Origin of the sequence: Thioalkalivibrio sp. AKL19, assembly GCF_000420165.1 — a bacterium.
In the GTDB taxonomy this organism is placed as follows: Bacteria; Pseudomonadota; Gammaproteobacteria; order Ectothiorhodospirales; family Ectothiorhodospiraceae; genus Thioalkalivibrio.
The window spans coordinates 71,418-85,275 of record NZ_ATUK01000015.1 but is presented as its reverse complement, the minus strand read 5'-3'; the positions used below and the strand labels follow the sequence as shown (position 1 = coordinate 85,275).

At 67.0% G+C, this 13,858-nt stretch carries 13 protein-coding genes; 5 read left to right on the top strand and 8 right to left on the bottom strand.

Features of this window, described 5'->3' with window-relative positions; translation table 11 throughout:
* Positions 1-16: 16 nt before the first annotated feature.
* From F817_RS0111560 to F817_RS0111545, 4 genes are read right to left on the bottom strand one after another with little or no spacing between them, the layout of a single operon-like run.
* The gene (locus tag F817_RS0111560; protein WP_024327799.1) at positions 17-559 is read right to left on the bottom strand and encodes a pilus assembly protein PilP; all 543 of its coding nucleotides are present in this window, start codon (positions 557-559) and stop codon (positions 17-19) included.
* A complete protein-coding gene (locus F817_RS0111555) occupies positions 559-1,140 on the bottom strand; it encodes a type 4a pilus biogenesis protein PilO (protein WP_024327798.1) in 582 nt (193 codons plus the stop codon). Before F817_RS0111555 ends, F817_RS0111560 begins: the two co-directional genes overlap by 1 nt.
* The gene (locus tag F817_RS0111550) at positions 1,140-1,703 is read right to left on the bottom strand and encodes a PilN domain-containing protein (protein ID WP_024327797.1); all 564 of its coding nucleotides are present in this window, start codon (positions 1,701-1,703) and stop codon (positions 1,140-1,142) included. The genes F817_RS0111555 and F817_RS0111550 overlap by 1 nt, the downstream gene beginning before the upstream one ends.
* Positions 1,700-2,767, bottom strand: a complete 1,068-nt coding sequence (locus F817_RS0111545) for a pilus assembly protein PilM (protein WP_024327796.1) — start codon at positions 2,765-2,767, stop codon at positions 1,700-1,702. Before F817_RS0111545 ends, F817_RS0111550 begins: the two co-directional genes overlap by 4 nt.
* Positions 2,768-2,910: 143 nt before the next feature.
* On the opposite strand from F817_RS0111545, the gene F817_RS0111540 reads away from it, so the two are divergent.
* Positions 2,911-5,286, top strand: coding sequence for a penicillin-binding protein 1A (locus F817_RS0111540; RefSeq protein ID WP_024327795.1), 2,376 nt, complete (start codon positions 2,911-2,913; stop codon positions 5,284-5,286).
* Positions 5,286-5,915, top strand: coding sequence for a hypothetical protein (locus F817_RS0111535; RefSeq protein ID WP_024327794.1), 630 nt, complete (start codon positions 5,286-5,288; stop codon positions 5,913-5,915). Before F817_RS0111540 ends, F817_RS0111535 begins: the two co-directional genes overlap by 1 nt.
* Positions 5,916-6,120: 205 nt before the next feature.
* On the opposite strand, the gene hemE is transcribed toward F817_RS0111535, so the two are convergent.
* The 4 genes from hemE to rpsU all read right to left on the bottom strand — a co-directional run bounded on the left by hemE (position 6,121) and on the right by rpsU (position 9,397).
* The gene (hemE, locus tag F817_RS0111530) at positions 6,121-7,176 is read right to left on the bottom strand and encodes a uroporphyrinogen decarboxylase (RefSeq protein ID WP_024327793.1); all 1,056 of its coding nucleotides are present in this window, start codon (positions 7,174-7,176) and stop codon (positions 6,121-6,123) included.
* An 8-nt stretch (positions 7,177-7,184) separates the two neighbouring features.
* Entirely contained in the window at positions 7,185-8,591 is a 1,407-nt protein-coding gene (locus F817_RS0111525; RefSeq protein ID WP_024327792.1) for an FAD-dependent oxidoreductase, read from the bottom strand.
* A 100-nt stretch (positions 8,592-8,691) separates the two neighbouring features.
* Positions 8,692-9,141, bottom strand: a complete 450-nt coding sequence (locus F817_RS0111520) for a GatB/YqeY domain-containing protein (protein WP_024327791.1) — start codon at positions 9,139-9,141, stop codon at positions 8,692-8,694.
* A gap of 40 nt (positions 9,142-9,181) precedes the next feature.
* Positions 9,182-9,397 (bottom strand): 30S ribosomal protein S21, encoded by a 216-nt coding sequence (rpsU, locus tag F817_RS0111515; RefSeq protein ID WP_012981683.1) that lies wholly within the window; start codon positions 9,395-9,397, stop codon positions 9,182-9,184.
* Positions 9,398-9,577: 180 nt separating this feature from the next.
* Here rpsU and aroB point away from each other — a divergent pair, with 180 nt between their 5' ends.
* The 3 genes from aroB to F817_RS0111500 are packed head-to-tail and all read left to right on the top strand — an operon-like array spanning position 9,578 to position 13,726.
* Entirely contained in the window at positions 9,578-10,687 is a 1,110-nt protein-coding gene (aroB, locus tag F817_RS0111510; protein ID WP_024327790.1) for a 3-dehydroquinate synthase, read from the top strand.
* On the top strand, positions 10,671-11,861 hold the full coding sequence (locus F817_RS0111505; protein ID WP_042799168.1) for a deoxyguanosinetriphosphate triphosphohydrolase: 1,191 nt from the start codon (positions 10,671-10,673) through the stop codon (positions 11,859-11,861). The genes aroB and F817_RS0111505 overlap by 17 nt, the downstream gene beginning before the upstream one ends.
* Positions 11,862-11,872: 11 nt before the next feature.
* Positions 11,873-13,726: an SPOR domain-containing protein gene (locus tag F817_RS0111500; RefSeq protein WP_024327788.1), complete on the top strand. Its 1,854-nt coding sequence runs from the start codon at positions 11,873-11,875 to the stop codon at positions 13,724-13,726.
* Positions 13,727-13,858: the final 132 nt, after the last annotated feature.

Sequence of the window (13,858 nt, the reverse complement as noted above, 5' to 3'; positions counted from 1 at the left end):
CTTCTCCCCCAAACCGCTAGTCGGTCAGCGCCACGGAGTTTTCGCGCTCCACATGGCCGCCGAAGGCATCCGGCACGATCTCGACCAGACGAATCTGCGTCGGCGTGATCTCCACGATCTCCCCGTGGTTCTGTCCCATGTAATTGCCGGCAGTGACACGCTGCACCCCTCGATCCGGGGTCCGGACCAGGGCATAGCGCACCCCGTGCTGCTCCAGCGAGCCGACCATGCGCAGGGAGTCCAGCGGAAAGCCCTCGAGGAACTCGCGCGGGCGATCGGGATCGATCTCCGCATCACCCGGCTGGCCCTCGGCGGCGGCCAGTTCCGGCTGGGCGATCACCGAGGAATCAAAGGGCGACCGGGTATGCCCCGGATAGAGATAGGGCTCGTGCGGCTCCAGGGTCGGAATCGGCTCGATGCCGCTGCCGGGGCGCTCCTTGACCTCGGCGATGTACTCCTGGAGATCCCGGTTGTCCTGGGCGCATCCGGATAACAGGAAACCGCCCGCCAGGATCATGGCCAGCCCGGGCCACACCGCCTGCATGGAAGAATGCTTCATCAGTTCTCCTCCAGGTAGCGGTAGGTTCGGGCGACCGCGTCCATCAGCAGGTCGTTGTCGGAATCACCGGGACGGATGTGCATGTTGTGCATGGTGACCACGCGCGGCAGGGCCGAGACCCCACTGACGAACTCCGCGAGATCCTCGTAATCGCCGCGGACCCGAAGGCGGATCGGCACTTCGGCGTAGAAGTCGCGGCGGTTCTCGCCCCGTGGCTCGAACAGTTCGATCTCGAGGCCGGCCTGCAGCCCGGTCTGCGAGATGTCCACCAGCAGGCTGGGAATCTCGGCGCTGCTCGGCAGCAACTCCAGCAGCGAGGCGAACATGCGCTCCATCTCCTCGAGCTGGTCCTCGTAGGCCTGCAGGTTGGCCGCGCGTTCCTGCTTGTCCTCGAACTCGTCCCGCAGCTGCAGCTCGCGGCTTTCCGCGCGCTCGAGTTCCGTGCGTTGATCACCGATGAAGAGGTAATACGACAGGCCGAGGATGGCCAGGACGATCACGGCCAGGATCAGGCCCTTAACGCCCCAGGAGGCCTCCCCGATGTTGTTGAAGTCGATCTGGTTGAGTTCCTTCAGATCCATCAGGAATCCCCCTCTTCGGCATCCGGCCGGGTCTGCGTGGCATCCAGACGGAAGTCACGGACCTGGAGGCGGCCCTCTTCCCGTGTCTCGATGATCTGCAGGTTGGAACTGCCCAGCCAGGGCGAGGCGTCGATCCGGCGCATCAGCGCGGAGATGCGGGTGTTGGACTCGGAACGCCCGACCAGGCGGACGTTTTCGTCCTCCTGTCGAACCTCGTTGAGATAGGTGCCATCGGGCAGGGTCTCGACGAGCTGATCGAACAGGTGGACCGCTTCGGGGCGCCGCGCCTGCAGGGTCTGGATGACTTCCATGCGAGCGATCAGCGCCTCGCGCTGTTCATCGAGATCGCGGATCCGGGCAATCTGACGGTCCAGTTCGCGGATCTCGCTCTCCAGCATCTGATTGCGCGATTGCTGGTGATCGATCAGCGAGCCCATGAAGCTGTATCCGGCGAACGCCAGCAGGACACCGACCACGGCCGCGCCACCAACGGCCGCGAAGAACTGCTTGCGCCGCTGTTCGCGGGCCTTCTCGCGCCAGGGAAGCAGGTTGATGTAAATCATGACGCATACCCCCGCATGGCCAGGCCACAGGCCGTCATCAGCGCCGGGGCATCATTCGCGAAGCGTTCCTGGTTCACCCGTTTGGCCAGGGCCATGCCGCGGAACGGATTGGCGATGGATACCGGCGTCCCGGCGGCCTCCTCGAGCAGCTCGTCCACACCCGGGATGGCCGCGCAACCACCACCCAGCAGGATGTGATCGATGGTGTCCTGCGGACGGGTCACGTAGAAGTACTGCAGCAGCCGCTGGATCTGGTCCACCATGGTCTGCTTGAACGGCTCGAGGATGGCGCTCGTATAGTCGGCGGGAAGGTCCCCGCTCATCTTGGCCGCGCCGGCCTCCTGATAATTCATGCTGTAGCGGCGCATGATCTCCTCGGTGAGCATGCGGCCACCGAAGTTCTGCTCGCGGGTATAGACCACGCCCTCGTCCTGACTGACCACGTAGACCGCGGTGACCGACGAGCCCACGTCGACGACCGCGACGATCGGCTTGTTCTCGCGATCGGGGACCTGCTCCATCAGGCGTTCGGCGGTGTGTTCGATGGCGTAGGCCTCGACATCCACCAGCTCGGGGGTAAGCTTGGCGGCCTCGGCGATGGCCACGCGGGAATCGACGTTCTCGCGGCGCGAGGCGACCACCAGCACGTCCACCATCTGCGGATTCTTCTCGTTCTTGCCGAGGACCTGGAAGTCGAGGTTGACCTCCTCGAGGGTATAGGGGATGTACTGGTCGGCCTCCACGAAGACCTGGCCTTCGAGCTCCGCATCGCCCAGCGCGGCCGACATCTGGATCGTCTTGGTGATCACGGCGGAGGATGGAACAGCCATCGCGCAGTGCTTGAGCCGGGTGCCGGAACGCTTGACCGCGCGGGCGAGGGCATTGCCCACGGCTTCGGTGTCCTGACAGACCTTGTCGACCATAACCCCGTCAGGAAGGGGTTCGACCGCGAAGGCCTCGACCCGGTACCCCTTACCCTGTCGCGCCAGCTCCAGCACCTTGACGGCTGCCGAGCTGATATCCACGCCCAGGACCCCTTGTTTGGATTTTCCGAGACTCAGCACACATCCCCCTGTATACCCCAACGAAAGTAACTGGTAGCGTTACAATCACGTATGCTAGCTGGTTCACAATATACACCGCGACTTCAAGGTTGCAAGTCGCATTGAAAGCGACTTCTTACCTTGGCCTCACTTTTTTTGCTGTCATGAATCCGGTCCTCAAGATTACTACGGCGCTGCTTGCCCTGATTCTGGCAGCCGGAGTCGGCCTGTCCATCGCACTGGCCGCTCTCTATATCCATTACGCGCCGACCCTCCCCGAGGCCGACGCCGTGCGCGACGTGCGTCTGCAGACACCACTGCAGGTACGCAGCGCGGACGGCCGCCTGATGGGAGAATTCGCCGAAGAACGCCGCATTCCGGTCGCGATCGACGCAATCCCGCAACAAGTGCGCGACGCCTTTATTGCGGCAGAAGACGAGCGCTTCTACGACCATCCAGGGGTCGATGTCATGGGGCTCGCCCGAGCCGGGCTGAATGTCATCTCCACCGGCGGCGAACGCAGCCAGGGCGGCAGCACCATCACCATGCAACTCGCGCGCAATATTTTCCTGACGCGCGAGCGCACCTATGAACGCAAGTTGCGCGAGATCTTCCTGGCCATCCGCCTGGAACAGGAGATGACCAAGGACGAGATCCTCGAGCTCTACCTCAACAAAATCTACCTGGGGCAGCGCGCCTACGGCATTGAAGCCGCCTCGCGGGTATATTTCGGCCGCTCGCTGGACGAACTGGAGCTGGACGAAATTGCCACGCTGGCGGCCCTGCCGAAGGCACCGTCGACCACCAATCCGGTCACCAGCCCTGAGCGCGCGGAGATTCGCCGCAACTATGTGCTGCGCCGCATGCTGGAAACCGGGGCCATCGACGAAGAAGCCTTCGAGGCAGCGATGTCCCGGCCCGTGCTGTCCGAACGCCATACCGCGGCCACCGAGATCGACGCCCACTGGGTGGCGGAGATGGCGCGCCAGATGGTGGTCAACCTGTGGGGTGACGATGCCTATCGCCGCGGCTTGCAGGTACACACCACGATCGACTCCCGCCAGCAGGAGGCCGCCAATCAGGCGCTGCGCGAAGGATTGCTGGAATATGACGAACGTCACGGTTTTCGCGGCCCTGAGATGCGCGTCCCGGCCGCGACCATGGAAGACGCCGAGGCGCGCGAACGCGCGCTGCTGGCCATCGGCGTACATGGTCGGCTGCTGTTCCCGGCGGTGGTTCTGGAGCAGGACGACGACGGTGTACTGCACGTGGACGGTGGTCGCATCGGCGAGCAGCAGATCCTGCCGGAAGACCGCGAATGGGCGGACTCCCCCGAATTCGAACGGGGCGATGTCATTCGCGTCCGGCCTTATATCGACGGGCGCTGGCGCCTGGCACAGAAGCCCGAGGCGACCGGCGCCGTAATCGCCCAGGCGCCGGAGGACGGGGCCATTACAGCCCTGGCCGGTGGCTTCGACTTCTTCGAGAACCGCTACGATCGAACGACGCAGGCCCAGCGCCAGCCCGGCTCCGCCTTCAAGCCGCTGGTCTATGCCCTGGCCCTGCGCGAAGGCCACCGCCCGGAAGGGACGGTCGTCGACGCCCCGATGGTGTTCAATGATCCGGCCCTGGGGGCCGAATGGCGCCCGCAAAACTACACCCGACGCTTCCATGGCGAGACGACGCTGCGCGAGGCACTCGCCAATTCCCGCAACCTGGCGTCCATCCGCCTGCTGGATCGGCTCGGCACCGGCAACGTCCACCAGGAACTCGGCCGCTTCGGCCTCAGCCGCGAGACGCAGCCGAACAACCTGTCCATGGTTCTGGGCACGGGGACGCTGACCCCGCTGCAGTTGAACAACGCCTATGGCGTGTTCGCCAGCGGCGGGCGCCTCAACAGCCCGTGGATCATCTCGCGGATCGAGACCGTGGACGGCGAGGTGCTCTACGAAGCCGCCACCGAACGCGCCTGCCCGGCCCCCTGTTCCAGCCCGAAGGGTCAGGACCTGCCGCTGGTCGCCAGCAGTGGGCCACTGCAGTACACCGACCCGATTCCGGTCCTGGACCCGGGCATCGCCTGGCAGATGGGTGACATGCTGCGCAGCGTCATCACATCGGGAACCGGGCGGCGGGCCATGGAACTGGGCCGGTCCGACCTGGCCGGAAAGACCGGCACTACCAACGACTACCGGGATGCGTGGTTCGCGGGGTTCAACGCAGACCTCGTCGCGACCGCGTGGATCGGGTTCGACGACAATCGCGAGCTGGGCCGGCGCGAGAGCGGCGGCCGCGCCGCCCTGCCGATCTGGACCCGCTTTATGGGCAGTGTGCTGGCCGACCAACCGGAGCGTCCGCTGGAACGTCCCGACGATCTCGTCCGCGTCGCCATCCTTCCCAATGGCCAGCGCGCGCCCAGCGACGACGCCCCGGGCGCCACTAACCAGTGGTTGCTGCCGCACCAGATCCCCGAACGCGGGCACGTCATCCCCGGTGACGGGGGCAACGGCGGCAACAGCCAGCAACCCGAACTGGTGTTTTGATGGGCAGCCCTTCGCGCGTGCGCCTGGAACTGGCGCAGGAGGCCGCCCGGATCATGCTCGACGACGGCATTCGCGACTTCGGTCTCGCCAAGCGCAAGGCCGCCGAACACCTGGGTGTGGATGCCCGCCACGAGATGCCCGGAAACCTGGAGATCCAGGACGCGGCCATCGAACGCAGCCGGCTGTTTGCCAGCCCCGCCAGCCGGGCCGCCTACCGCGAACGCCTGGAGGCCGCCCTGATCGTGATGGAGCGCCTGCGGCATCTGGAGCCGCGCCTGGTCGGCCCCTTGCTCCAGGGACTTGTCGAGTCGCAGCCGCTGATCAATCTCCATGCCTTCGCGGAGACAGTGGAGGAGGTGATCCTGGAACTGGGCGAACGGGGCATCCACTGCGAGAGCGGGGAACGCCGCTACCGCAGCCGCCAAGGCCGCGAACAACGGATCCCCTTCCTCGCCTTTAGCGGTCCGGACGACACCGATATCGAACTCACGGTGTTCCCGCTGGACGGCATGCGCCAGGCGCCGCCGTCACCCGTGGACGGGCGCCCGATGGCGCGCGCCACCCGCGTGGACGTGGAGAGATTGCTCGCGGAAGCCAGCGCCGACGAGGCCGCCGTCACGGCCGACTAGGCCGACTAGAGCGGGCCACCGAAACCCGAAGCCCTCCTGCGGGCTAGGGAGACGCTGATTCAATCGCACGTTCGCGCTCGAGTCGCATTTGCGTGCGAACAAGGCGCGGTGACTGCCGTTCAGCCATTCTGCACAACGGCGCCGCAACGCCGTGCGCGGGAAACAGGGGGCACCAACGGGAACGTGCGATTGAATCAGCGTCTCCCTAGCGTCGGTAGTTGGTGACGGTGTCCACCATCGCGGCGACACGCTCCGGGTCGATCCCCGGATGAACGCCGTGGCCCAGATTGAAGATGTGCCCGGAATCACGATCGAAGCCGTCCAGCACGCGCTGCGTCTCCTCGCGCACCACGGCCTCCGGTGCGTAGAGCACCGACGGGTCGAGGTTGCCCTGCAATGCGACGCGGTCGCCGACCCGGCGGCTGGCCTCGCCGATCTCGATCGTCCAATCCAGCCCCAGGGCATCGGCCCCGGTGTCCGCCATCGCCTCCAGCCAGGCCCCGCCGCCCTTGGTGAACAGTGTCACCGGCACGCGGCGGCCGTCGTTCTCGCGGATCAGCCCGTCGACGATGCGCTGCATGTACGCCAGCGAGAATTCGCGATAACCGCGCGGGGTAAGCGAGCCCCCCCAGGTGTCGAAGATCATCACCGACTGGGCGCCGGCGCGGATCTGCGCGTTGAGGTAGTCGGTCACCGCGGTGGCGACCTTTTGCAGCAGGGCGTGCATCGCCTGCGGCTCGCCGTACATCAGACGCTTGGTCTCGGCGAAGTCGCGCGAGCCCTGACCCTCGACCATATAGGTCGCCAGCGTCCATGGACTACCGGCAAAACCGATCAGCGGAACCTGGCCGTCCAGTTCGCGGCGGATCAGGCGCACCGCGTCCATCACGTAGCGCAGTTCCTGCTCCGGATCGGGCACCGGGAGGTTCTCGATCGCCTCCAGCGTACGCACCGGCTCGCGGAAACGCGGGCCCTCGCCCGTCTCGAAATACAGACCCAGCCCCATCGCGTCGGGGATGGTGAGGATGTCGGAGAACAGGATCGCCGCATCGAGAGGAAACCGGCGCAGTGGCTGCATGGTGACTTCGCAGGCCAGCTCCGGGTTCTGGCACAGGCTCATGAAGCTGCCGGCCTGGGCGCGGGTCTCGCGATACTCCGGCAGGTAGCGCCCGGCCTGGCGCATGATCCAGATCGGCGGACGCTCCACCGGTTCGCGCAGCTGGGCTCGCAGCAGGAGGTCGTTCTTCAGGTTCTGGGACATCGAAAGGCTCAAACGCCGAGATATTCAAGGATGCCTTCGGCGGCCTCGCGGCCCTCGAAGACGGCGGTAACCACCAGGTCGGAGCCGCGCACCATGTCGCCGCCCGCAAAGACCTTCGGATTGCCGGTCTGGAAGGCGTGCTCGCCCGCGGTCTGCACGCGGCCGCCCTCGTCGATGCCGATCTTGTAGTCGGCGAACCAGTCGGAGGGCGACGGACGGAAACCGAAAGCGATCAGCACCCGGTCGGCCGGGATCACGTGCTCGGAGCCGGGGACCGGCTCGGGACGGCGGCGGCCGCGTTCGTCCGGGGCACCCATCTGGGTACGCACGACCTTCACGCCCTCGACCTTGCCGTCCCCGACGATCTCCACCGGCTGCACGTTGAACTCGAAGTGCACGCCCTCTTCGCGCGCATGGACGACTTCCTTGCGCGAACCGGGCATGTTGTCTTCGTCGCGGCGGTAGGCACAGGTCACCGAGGCCGCACCCTGGCGGATCGATGTGCGATTGCAGTCCATCGCGGTGTCGCCGCCACCCAGCACGACCACCCGCTGGCCGGCCATGTCGATGAACTCGCCACCCTCTTCCTGCGGCCAGCCCATCACCTGGCGGATGTTCGAGATCAGGAATGGCAGGGCCGGGTAGACGCCCGGCAGGTCCTCGCCCGGGAAGCCGCCCTGCATCGCGGTGTAGGTGCCCATGCCGAGGAAAACGGCGTCGTATTCCTCGAGCAGGGCGTCCATCGCGATGTCGCGGCCGATATCGGTATTCAGGCGGAACTCGACGCCCATGCCCTCGAGGATCTCGCGGCGGGTGCGGATCACCTGCTTTTCGAGCTTGAACGGCGGGATGCCGAAGGTCAGCAGGCCGCCAATCTCCGGATAGCGGTCATACACCACCGCCTGCACGCCATTGCGCGCCAGGATATCGGCACAGCCAAGCCCGGCGGGCCCGGCGCCGATCACCGCGACCCGCTTGCCGGTCGGAGTGACATCGGACAGATCCGGGCGCCAGCCGGCCTTCAGGGCCTCGTCGGTGATGTACTTCTCGACCGAGCCGATGGTGACCGCGCCGAAGCCGTCGTTCAGGGTGCAGGCGCCCTCGCACAGACGGTCCTGCGGGCATACGCGGCCGCAGACTTCGGGCAGGGAGTTGGTCTTGTGCGACAGCTCCGCGGCCGCGAACAGGTTGCCCTCCTCCACCAGCTTCAGCCAGTTCGGGATGAAGTTGTGGACCGGGCACTTCCATTCGCAATAGGGGTTGCCGCAGGCCAGGCAACGGCCGGCCTGCTGCCCGGCGGTCGCCGGATCGAACTGGCCGATGATCTCGCCGAACTCGTGGATCCGGATCTCGGCGGGGGTCTTCTGGGGGTCCTGGCGCGGAAGGTCCAGGAACTGCATCGGATTGGAAGCCATGGATCACTCGCTCCGGCGAACACTCGCAGGCGCGGACGCCACGGGTTCCCCGTTGTTGCGTTCAGGTTAGGAGGGCTTTACGGCCAACCGGGCAGGCCGGTCAAGAATTCCCCAGCGCGGACCGGACCTTCTGGCTCACCTGCCCCATGTCGGCGCGGCCAAACACCCGCGGCTTGAGCACACCCATCACCTTGCCCATGTCACCGGGGGCTGCGGCGCCGGTCTCGGCGATCGCTTCCTGCACCAGCTGATCGAGGGCCGCCGCGTCCAGCGGCTCGGGCATGTATTCCTCGATAATGGCGACCTCGGCGGCCTCGCGGTCGGCGAGGTCCTCGCGACCACCCTTCTGGTACTGATCGATGGAATCGCGCCGCTGCTTGAGCATGCGGTTGAGGATCGCCAGCACGGTGTCGTCGTCGGCCTCGCGCCGCTCGTCCACCTCGAACTGCGACACCTCGGCCTGAATCATGCGCAATGCGGCCAGGCGGTCCTTTTCCCGGGCCCGCATGGCCTGCTTCACGTCATCCTGCAACCGGGCCTTGAGCGACATCTTTGGGTCCTCGGGTCCGGGCAGCCACCCGGATAGGGGTTCAGTACAGACGCACCCGACGGGTCATGTCGCGGGAATTCTTCTTCAGCTGGCGCTTCACCGCCGCGGCGGCCTTGCGCTTGCGCTCGGTGGTCGGCTTTTCGTAGTACTCGCGGCGGCGGACTTCCGCGACCACGCCGGCCTTCTCGCAGGTGCGCTTGAAGCGGCGCAGGGCAACCTCGAAGGGCTCATTCTCACGAACTCGTACGTGCGGCATACAATCTCCGAAACGGATGCTGGATCATCTCGATCAAAAACAACAAAACTGGCCGCCAAACACTCCGGGCGACCATGCAGAACTCCCTATGGTAATCCAACCCGCACCAATTGCAAAAGTCCGTGAAGCGATCCGCAGCGTGGGCGATGCCCCGCTTACGCCGCCGCCAACCCGCACGCTATGATGACGGGCATGGAAAGCCTCAATGTAGAACTGGGCGAGCGCGCCTACCCGATCCACATCGGACCGGGGATGCTGGCCGCCCCGGAACGGTTGCGTCCGGCGCTGGAGGGCCGGCGCGTCGCCGTGGTGACCAACACCACGGTCGGCCCGCTGTACGGCGAAGCCCTGCGCGCAACCCTGGACCAATGCACCATCAGCGGCGAGCCGCTGTGGATCGAACTGCCCGACGGCGAACAGCACAAGACCCTGGCCACCGTGGAGACCATCCTGACCCGGCTGCTGGAGGCCCGGCTGGATCGCGGCAGCCGAATCGTCGCTCTGGGCGGGGGCGTCGTCGGCGATATCGCCGGGTTTGCCGCCGCGATCTACCAGCGCGGCATCGACTTCGTGCAGGTGCCGACCACCCTGCTCGCCCAGGTGGACTCGTCGGTGGGTGGCAAGACCGGGGTCAACCACCCGCTGGGCAAGAACATGATCGGGTCCTTCCACCAGCCGCGCGCCGTGGTCATCGATACCGACACCCTGAAGACCCTGCCCGAGCGCGAGCTGCAGGCGGGCCTGGCCGAGGTCATCAAGTACGGCCTGATCCGCGACGCCGGGTTCTTCGCCTGGCTGGAAGAGCACATCGACGCCCTGCGCGCCCTGGAGCCGGAGCCCCTCGCTTACGCCATCCGCCGCTCCTGCGCCTGCAAGGCGGAGATCGTCGCCGCCGACGAGCGCGAGGGTGGCATCCGCGCCCTGCTCAACCTGGGCCACACCTTCGGCCATGCGATCGAGGCCGGCATGGGCTACGGCGCCTGGCTCCACGGCGAGGCCGTGGGCACCGGCATGGCCATGGCCGCCCGCATGTCCGAGCGCATGGGCTGGCTGGACCGCGCGGGGCGCGAACGTGCCGAGGCCCTGATCCGCCGCGCCGGCCTCGCCCTGGAACCGCCGGCCGCGGTCACGCCGGAGCGCTTCCGCGAACTGATGGCCATCGACAAGAAGGTCGCCAGCGGGCGCCTGCGCCTGGTGCTGCTGCGCGGCATCGGCGAGGCCGTCCTGACCGATCAATTCGACGAGACCGCGCTGGACCACACCCTGCACGAGCATGCCCGTGTCGCCTGAAGTCACGGCCACCATCAGCACGACCGCGTCAGGCCTGGCGCCCTGGGCTTGCGACCCGACGCGCTCGCGCGGTCGCGCCCAGACCGAGGCGGCACCCCGCCACCGCAGCGACTTCCAGCGCGACCGCGACCGCATCGTGCACTCCAGTGCCTTTCGCCGGCTGGAGTACAAGACCCAGGTCTTCATCAGTCACGAGGGCGATCTGTTCCGCAACCGCCTGACCCACTCGCTGGAGGTCGCCCAGATCGGACGCTCCATCGCGCGCGCCCTGCGGCTGAACGAAGACCTGGTCGAAGCCATTGCCCTGGCGCATGATCTCGGCCACACCCCCTTCGGACATGCCGGTCAGCACGCGCTGAATGCCTGCATGCGCGAGCACGGCGGCTTCGAGCACAACCTGCAGTCCCTGCGCATCGTCGACCTGCTGGAACGCCACTACGCCGACTTCGACGGCCTCAACCTGACCTTCGAGACGCGCGAGGGCATCCTCAAGCACTGCTCGCCGGAGAAGGCCCGCCAGCTGGGCGAGATCGGCGTGCGCTTCCTGCAGAAGGAACAGCCGAGCCTGGAGGCCCAGCTCGCGAACGTGGCCGACGAAATCGCCTACAACAACCACGACGTCGACGACGGCCTGCGCTCCGGCCTGCTCACCATGGACAGCCTCGCCGAGGTCACCCTGTTCCGCGAATGCCGCGAGACGGTCCAGGCCCGTTATCCGGGGCTGGATCCGCGGCGGACCCAGCACGAAACCGTACGACGCATGATCGACGCCCTGGTCGGCGACCTGATCGAGACCAGCCAGGCCACGATCGACCAGCGCCGCCCGCAAAGCCCCGACGACGTGCGCCGCACCGGTGAACCGCTGATCCGGTTCAGCCCGGAAATGGCGGAACAGGCGCGCGAACTCAAGGCCTTCCTGCGCGAGAACCTCTACCATCACCACCAGGTACACGGGGTGATGCACAAGGCCCGCCAGTTGATCCACGACCTGTTTTCCGCGTTCGAGGCAGACCCCCGCCTGATGCCCGAGAATTACCAGCGCCACGCCGAGGAGATCGCCGCCCACGACCCGCATGGTGCGCAGCGGGCCGTCGCCGACTACATCGCCGGCATGACCGACCGCCACGCCATCCGCGAACATCACCGCCTGTTCGACCTGGGCACGCTGACCTGAGACCGAATCTGATGGCACTTTCCGAACAATGCCTGGAACAACTCGGCCTGCACGCACCGCCGTTTGACGACGCCCCCGACGAGACCTTCGTCTACAGCGACCCCCTGCTCGACGGGCTGCTGGAATCGGCCCGCGCGGCCCTGAACGGCCCCGGCGCAGTCGTACTGATGACCGGCGAGAACGGGTCCGGCCGCAGCCTCCAGTTGATGCGGCTGCTGGCCATGCTGCCCGACCCGTTCGAGCTGATCGCCTTCCGCGCCCGCATCAACACCCAGTTCGAGTCGGTGGACAACACCATCCGCAACTACCTGCGCTCGCAGAACGCGGACGACCCCGACCGCCCCCTGACCGAACTCCTGGCCGACCGCATCGCCGAGGGCGTAGACCCGGTCATCGCAATGGACGACGCCCACCTTGTGGGCACCGACATCGTCAACAACCTGATGCGCATGCGCAGCGAGGTCCTCGCCAAGCACGGCCGCGCCCCGCGCATCGTCCTGGTCGGTTCCGGCGGCCTTCTGCGCCGGCGCCTCTACCTCCCCGACCCCGCCGACGAGGACCAGGTCACCCGCGTCAGCCTGCGCCCGTTCAACCTCGAGCAGACGGCGGCCTACCTGCGCCACCGGCTACAGGCGGCCGGCCTCGCCGACCCGGAGCGCCTGCTGGATGCGGACACCATCCACCACCTGCAGACCACCAGCCAGGGCCTGCCCGGAAACCTCAACCGCGAGGCCAACAACTTCCTCGAGCGCCAGTGCCGCAGCGAACGCCGAGCCGGCGGCGCAGCCGCCCTCGACAGCACAGCTCCCGGGGTTGCCGCCGGCGAAGCGGCCGAGGCCGGCACCGCAGGAGGCGCCGCAGACCCACCGCGAACCGACGAGGCCGTGTTCACCGCCGCCCCCGAGACCGGGTCGGAGGCGCCCACCGAACCGGCAATACGTGCCAGCCGCGATGCAGACGACGACTTCACACCAGCGGCCGAGGCCTTGGCCTCGACCGCCCCGTCCGACACTCCGGAATCCGGCATTGCAGCCGAACCCCAGGCGCGCGGGCCGGGCGGCATCGACGCGGACGACCGCATCCCCGAACCCCCAGTTACGGAAAACGCGGCATTCTGGAACCAGCGCTGGTTCGTCCCGGCCGTGGCCATCACCGTGGCCCTGGGGATTGCCGCACCGGTGGCCTGGCAGCTACTGGAGAGCGAACCCGCGCCCGCCGACAGCGAGATCATCGAACTGCCCCTGCCCGAACCGCGCATCACCGAGGCCGAGCCGGAACCCGCCGCGCCCGCCACCGACGACGAGGTCGTCGTGGCCGACCCGCTGGACCTGCCCGGTCCGGCTGAAGCCGAACCGACCGAACCACCGACCGACGCACCGACCCCGGCCGAGCCCGAACCCGAGATGCCCGCGGAACCGGCAGAGCCGGCACCTCAAGCCGAGCCCGAGCCCGAGCCCGAACCCGCTCAGGAACCGGAACCGGAGCCGGAACCCGCGCCCGAGCCCACCGCCGACCCGGAACCGGAGCCCGCCACCGAGGAACTCGCTACAGAAGATGGGGACGCCGAGCGCCTGCAGAACGACCGCACCTGGCTGAACGACCAGGACGGCGGCGCCACCACCATCCAGCTGCTGGCCGCGCCGAACATGGGGGCTGCACGAGCCTATGCCGACCAGCACGAACTGGGCGGCATCCGCTACATCCCGACGCGGGTCAACAACCGCGAGTTCGTGGTCATCCTGGCCGGGGTCTTTCCCGACCGGGCCGCCGCCCAGCGCGCGGTGGAGGACCTGCCAGCCGCCGTGCGCAGTGACGAACCCTGGATCCGCTCCATCGGCTCGGTCCAGAACGCCGTCCGCGACTAATCCCCAGGCTGCTTGTTCACCACGAAGCGCTCAAAGAAGACCTGAAAAGCATTAACAGAAAGATGGAAAGGCAAGATGGTAGGGACTTGGATTGTTTTTAGTCAGAATCGTCCTTTCCTTCCCATCTTCGCG

Excerpts from the sequence above, each read along its gene's own strand:
- aroB (WP_024327790.1), top strand. The coding sequence starts at position 9,578 with ATGATGACGGGCATGGAAAGCCTCAATGTAGAACTGGGCGAGCGCGCC.
- hemE (WP_024327793.1), bottom strand. The coding sequence starts at position 7,176 with ATGTCCCAGAACCTGAAGAACGACCTCCTGCTGCGAGCCCAGCTGCGC.
- rpsU (WP_012981683.1), bottom strand. The coding sequence starts at position 9,397 with ATGCCGCACGTACGAGTTCGTGAGAATGAGCCCTTCGAGGTTGCCCTG.
- F817_RS0111540 (WP_024327795.1), top strand. The coding sequence starts at position 2,911 with ATGAATCCGGTCCTCAAGATTACTACGGCGCTGCTTGCCCTGATTCTG.
- F817_RS0111535 (WP_024327794.1), top strand. The coding sequence starts at position 5,286 with ATGGGCAGCCCTTCGCGCGTGCGCCTGGAACTGGCGCAGGAGGCCGCC.
- F817_RS0111550 (WP_024327797.1), bottom strand. The coding sequence starts at position 1,703 with ATGATTTACATCAACCTGCTTCCCTGGCGCGAGAAGGCCCGCGAACAG.
- F817_RS0111500 (WP_024327788.1), top strand. The coding sequence starts at position 11,873 with ATGGCACTTTCCGAACAATGCCTGGAACAACTCGGCCTGCACGCACCG.
- F817_RS0111560 (WP_024327799.1), bottom strand. The coding sequence starts at position 559 with ATGAAGCATTCTTCCATGCAGGCGGTGTGGCCCGGGCTGGCCATGATC.
- F817_RS0111525 (WP_024327792.1), bottom strand. The coding sequence starts at position 8,591 with ATGGCTTCCAATCCGATGCAGTTCCTGGACCTTCCGCGCCAGGACCCC.
- F817_RS0111555 (WP_024327798.1), bottom strand. The coding sequence starts at position 1,140 with ATGGATCTGAAGGAACTCAACCAGATCGACTTCAACAACATCGGGGAG.
- F817_RS0111520 (WP_024327791.1), bottom strand. The coding sequence starts at position 9,141 with ATGTCGCTCAAGGCCCGGTTGCAGGATGACGTGAAGCAGGCCATGCGG.
- F817_RS0111505 (WP_042799168.1), top strand. The coding sequence starts at position 10,671 with ATGCCCGTGTCGCCTGAAGTCACGGCCACCATCAGCACGACCGCGTCA.